Annotated in this window: 4 protein-coding genes; all 4 read left to right on the top strand. The window is 66.1% G+C overall.

Annotation, left to right across the window (positions count from 1 at the left end; translation table 11 throughout):
* Window positions 1–630 (top strand): succinate--CoA ligase subunit alpha (gene sucD / locus BGO22_RS07315; protein WP_286849815.1); only part of this gene is annotated, 630 nt, incomplete at its 5' end.
* A gap of 229 nt (window positions 631–859) precedes the next feature.
* Window positions 860–1,645, top strand: coding sequence for a Stp1/IreP family PP2C-type Ser/Thr phosphatase (locus BGO22_RS07310; RefSeq protein WP_070399746.1), 786 nt, complete (start codon window positions 860–862; stop codon window positions 1,643–1,645).
* A 50-nt stretch (window positions 1,646–1,695) separates the two neighbouring features.
* Window positions 1,696–2,322 carry an FHA domain-containing protein gene (locus BGO22_RS07305; RefSeq protein WP_070399747.1) on the top strand — a complete coding sequence of 209 codons (627 nt, stop codon included), beginning with the start codon at window positions 1,696–1,698 and terminating at the stop codon, window positions 2,320–2,322.
* Window positions 2,323–2,460: 138 nt separating this feature from the next.
* Window positions 2,461–3,252: an MBL fold metallo-hydrolase gene (locus BGO22_RS07300; protein ID WP_286849811.1), complete on the top strand. Its 792-nt coding sequence runs from the start codon at window positions 2,461–2,463 to the stop codon at window positions 3,250–3,252.
* Window positions 3,253–3,368: the final 116 nt, after the last annotated feature.

Below are 3,368 nucleotides of genomic sequence, written 5' to 3'. Positions count from 1 at the left end.
GTCGAGGCCGACCTGGACCTGGCGATCTGCATCACCGAAGGCATCCCCGTGCGCGACATGCTGGAAGTGCGCAACAAGATGAAGGCCAAGGAGGCCGCCGGCGGCAAGAAGACCCTGCTGCTGGGCCCCAACTGCCCGGGCCTGATCACGCCCGACGAGATCAAGATCGGCATCATGCCTGGCCACATCCACCGCAAGGGCCGCATCGGCGTCGTGTCCCGCTCGGGCACGCTGACCTATGAAGCCGTGGCGCAGCTCACCGAAATCGGCCTGGGCCAGTCCAGTGCCGTGGGCATCGGTGGCGACCCCATCAACGGCCTGAAGCACATCGACGTGATGAAGGCCTTCAACGACGACCCGGACACCGACGCCGTGATCATGATCGGCGAGATCGGTGGTCCCGATGAGGCCGAAGCCGCGCTGTGGTGCAAGGCGAACATGAAGAAGCCCGTGGTCGGCTTCATCGCCGGTGTCACCGCGCCCCCCGGCAAGCGCATGGGCCACGCGGGCGCGCTGATCAGCGGCGGCGCCGACACGGCCGATGCCAAGCTGGCCATCATGGAAGAGTGCGGCTTCAAGGTCACGCGCAACCCGTCCGAGATGGCCAAGCTGCTCAAGGCCCTGATCTGATCGCCGGGTATGGGTGTGCAAAAGGCAACGCGCGCGTTGCCTTTTTTTTCGCCTGTTGCGCGCAACGTGACGCTTGTCACCGATACAGCTTGTCGCCGCGAGGGTGGCTGCAACAAAATGCAACACCTTTCGGGCCGCGTCGGCCGGCCCTGCCTTCGGCGCCCCCAGCCCCAGCGGTCGTCCGCCGACGAGCGCGCCTCGATTCCCCTATCGGTATAACGCCACCTTCATGAATTTCGAGTTTCACGCCCTGACCGATCCAGGACTCGTCAGGGACAACAACGAGGACTCGGTGGCGCTCGACCCCGACAACCGCCTGGCCATCCTCGCCGATGGCATGGGCGGCTACAACGCGGGCGAGGTGGCCAGCGCGATGGCCACCACCTTCATCAAGACGGAACTCGGCCGGTGGATCGCCGACGGCGGCTTCGAGTCCAGCGCGCGCGAGCTGAAGCGGGCGATGGAAATCTGCATCGACAACGCCAACCGCTCCATCTTCAACGCCGCCAACGCCAACGCGCAGTACGCCGGCATGGGCACCACCCTGGTGATGGGCGTGTTCCTCGACGGCCGCGTGATGATCGGCCACGTCGGCGACTCGCGCTGCTACCGCCTGCGCCGCGGCGAGTTCGTGCAGATGACGCGCGACCATTCCCTGCTGCAGGAGCAGATCGATGCCGGCCTGATCTCGATGGAGCAGGCGCAGTTCGCCACGCACCGCAACCTGGTCACGCGTGCGCTTGGTGTGGAAGACACCGTGCTGCTCGAAGTCAACGAATACCGCGTCGAGGACGGCGACCTCTACCTCTTCTGCTCCGACGGCCTGAACGACATGCTCAGCGACGAACGCATTGCCGCGCTGCTGGTCACCGCCGGCACATTGGAGGAAAAGGCAACGGCCCTGGTGGAGGCCGCCAATGGCGCGGGCGGGCGCGACAATATTTCTGTGATACTGGCGTTTGCTCGCGCCCGACCCACCCGCCGCGGCCTGCTGTCGCGCATGCTGGGTCAATAATCCGCTCTGATCCCACACCAAGTCCTACAGGAATCCCAGAGGAGTCGGCCATGCCGAAAATGATCGTTTCCATTGACGGCGTCGTCATCAAGGAGGTCCAGCTCACCAAGGACCGGACCACCCTGGGCCGCCGTCCTTACAACGACATCGTCATCGACAACCTGGCCGTCAGCGGCGAGCACGCCGTGCTGCAAATGTCGGGCGCCGACGTCTTCCTGGAGGACCTCAACAGCACCAACGGCACCTACGTCAACGGCAAGGCGATCAAGAAGCAGCAGTTGCAGGGCGGCGACACGGTCGAGATCGGCAAGTACAAGATCAAGTTTGTCAACGACGGCGCCGAGTCCCAGGAGAAGACCACGGTGATCAACGCCGGCACGGTGGTGTCTGGCGCGGAACCCGCCGGCGCGGCACTGGGCCCGGCGGCCATCAAGGTGGTCAGCGGCTCGGCCGCCGGTCGCGAGGTGGCGCTGACCAAGGTCGTCACCACCATCGGCAAGCCCGGCGTGGCGGTGGCCGCCATCACCCGCCGCCCGCATGGCTACGTGGTGGCCATGGTGGAAGGCACGGTCAAGCCCACGGTCAATGGCAAACCGCTGGGCACCGACGGGATCGACCTGCACAACGGCGACCTGCTGGAGTTGGCCGGTACGCAGATGCAGTTCGTCCAGCCTTGAGCCCAAGGGGGCGCTTCGCGCCCATCCCGGCGCGACCGCCGAAACGCCACGCGCGGGCGCGTGCCGAGGAATAAGTCACATCCCGAGCGGGCGGTGGGGGGTACCCTCGGGGCCCTCCATGTTTTCCACCCGATGCCGATGAGGGTTCGCGTACTCGGGTGTTCCGGTGCCATCGCCCAGGGATGCCGGACCACCGCCTTTCTGATCGACGACGACACGCTCATCGACGCGGGCACGGGCGTCGGCGACCTGCGCGTCGACGAGATGTTGCGCATCGACCATGTGCTGCTCACGCACGCGCACCTCGATCACGTGGCCTCGCTGCCGCTCATGCTGGACGCAGTGGCGTCGCGCCGTCTGGCCAGCGGCCGGCCGGCGCTGCAGGTGCACGCGCTGCCCGGCACCATCGCGGCGCTGAGGGCGCACATCTTCAATGACCTCATCTGGCCGGATTTCTCGCGCATTCCATCGGAGGGGGCGCCGCTGATGCGTTTCACCTCCTTCGAGGTGGGCGATGTGGTGAAGGTCAATGGCAAGTGCTTCGAAGCCCTGCCGGCGGTGCACACGGTGCCGGCGGTGGGCTTCGCCGTGGCGCGGGACAGTGGCGGCCCGCACTGGGTGTTCAGCGGCGATACCGGACGCAACCCGGCGTTCTGGCGCCGGGTCAATCAGCTCGACGTGGCGCAACTGGTCATCGAGACCGCTTTCAGCGACCGCGAAGCGGACCTGGCGCGCCGCAGCCAGCACCTGGCGCCCGTGTTGCTGGCCGAAGAGCTGGGCCAGATCGCGCCCGGCCGGCGCTACCCGATCCACATCACCCACACCAAGCCGGCGGAAACCGAATTGATCGCGGACGACATCCGTCGCTTGGGCGCCGGCGTGCCGCAAGACATCCGTTGGCTCAGCGCGGGGCAGGTTTTCGAGGTTTGACAAATTCTGTCGATCACCCGGTGAGGTGACGAAATTTGTCCGACGACAATTAGGCCAAAAGGATGAGTCTGGTCGCCCATTGGCCGGTCATCCTCGCAGCCGGTACGCTCATCCGG

Origin of the sequence: Hydrogenophaga sp. 70-12 (assembly GCF_001897365.1) — a bacterium.
In the GTDB taxonomy this organism is placed as follows: Bacteria; Pseudomonadota; Gammaproteobacteria; order Burkholderiales; family Burkholderiaceae_C; genus Hydrogenophaga; species Hydrogenophaga borbori.
This window is presented reverse-complemented; position numbering and strand designations above follow the sequence as displayed.

Coding starts and splice junctions, on each gene's coding strand:
- BGO22_RS07300 (WP_286849811.1), top strand. CDS start 2,461: ATGAGGGTTCGCGTACTCGGGTGTTCCGGTGCCATCGCCCAGGGATGC.
- BGO22_RS07310 (WP_070399746.1), top strand. CDS start 860: ATGAATTTCGAGTTTCACGCCCTGACCGATCCAGGACTCGTCAGGGAC.
- BGO22_RS07305 (WP_070399747.1), top strand. CDS start 1,696: ATGCCGAAAATGATCGTTTCCATTGACGGCGTCGTCATCAAGGAGGTC.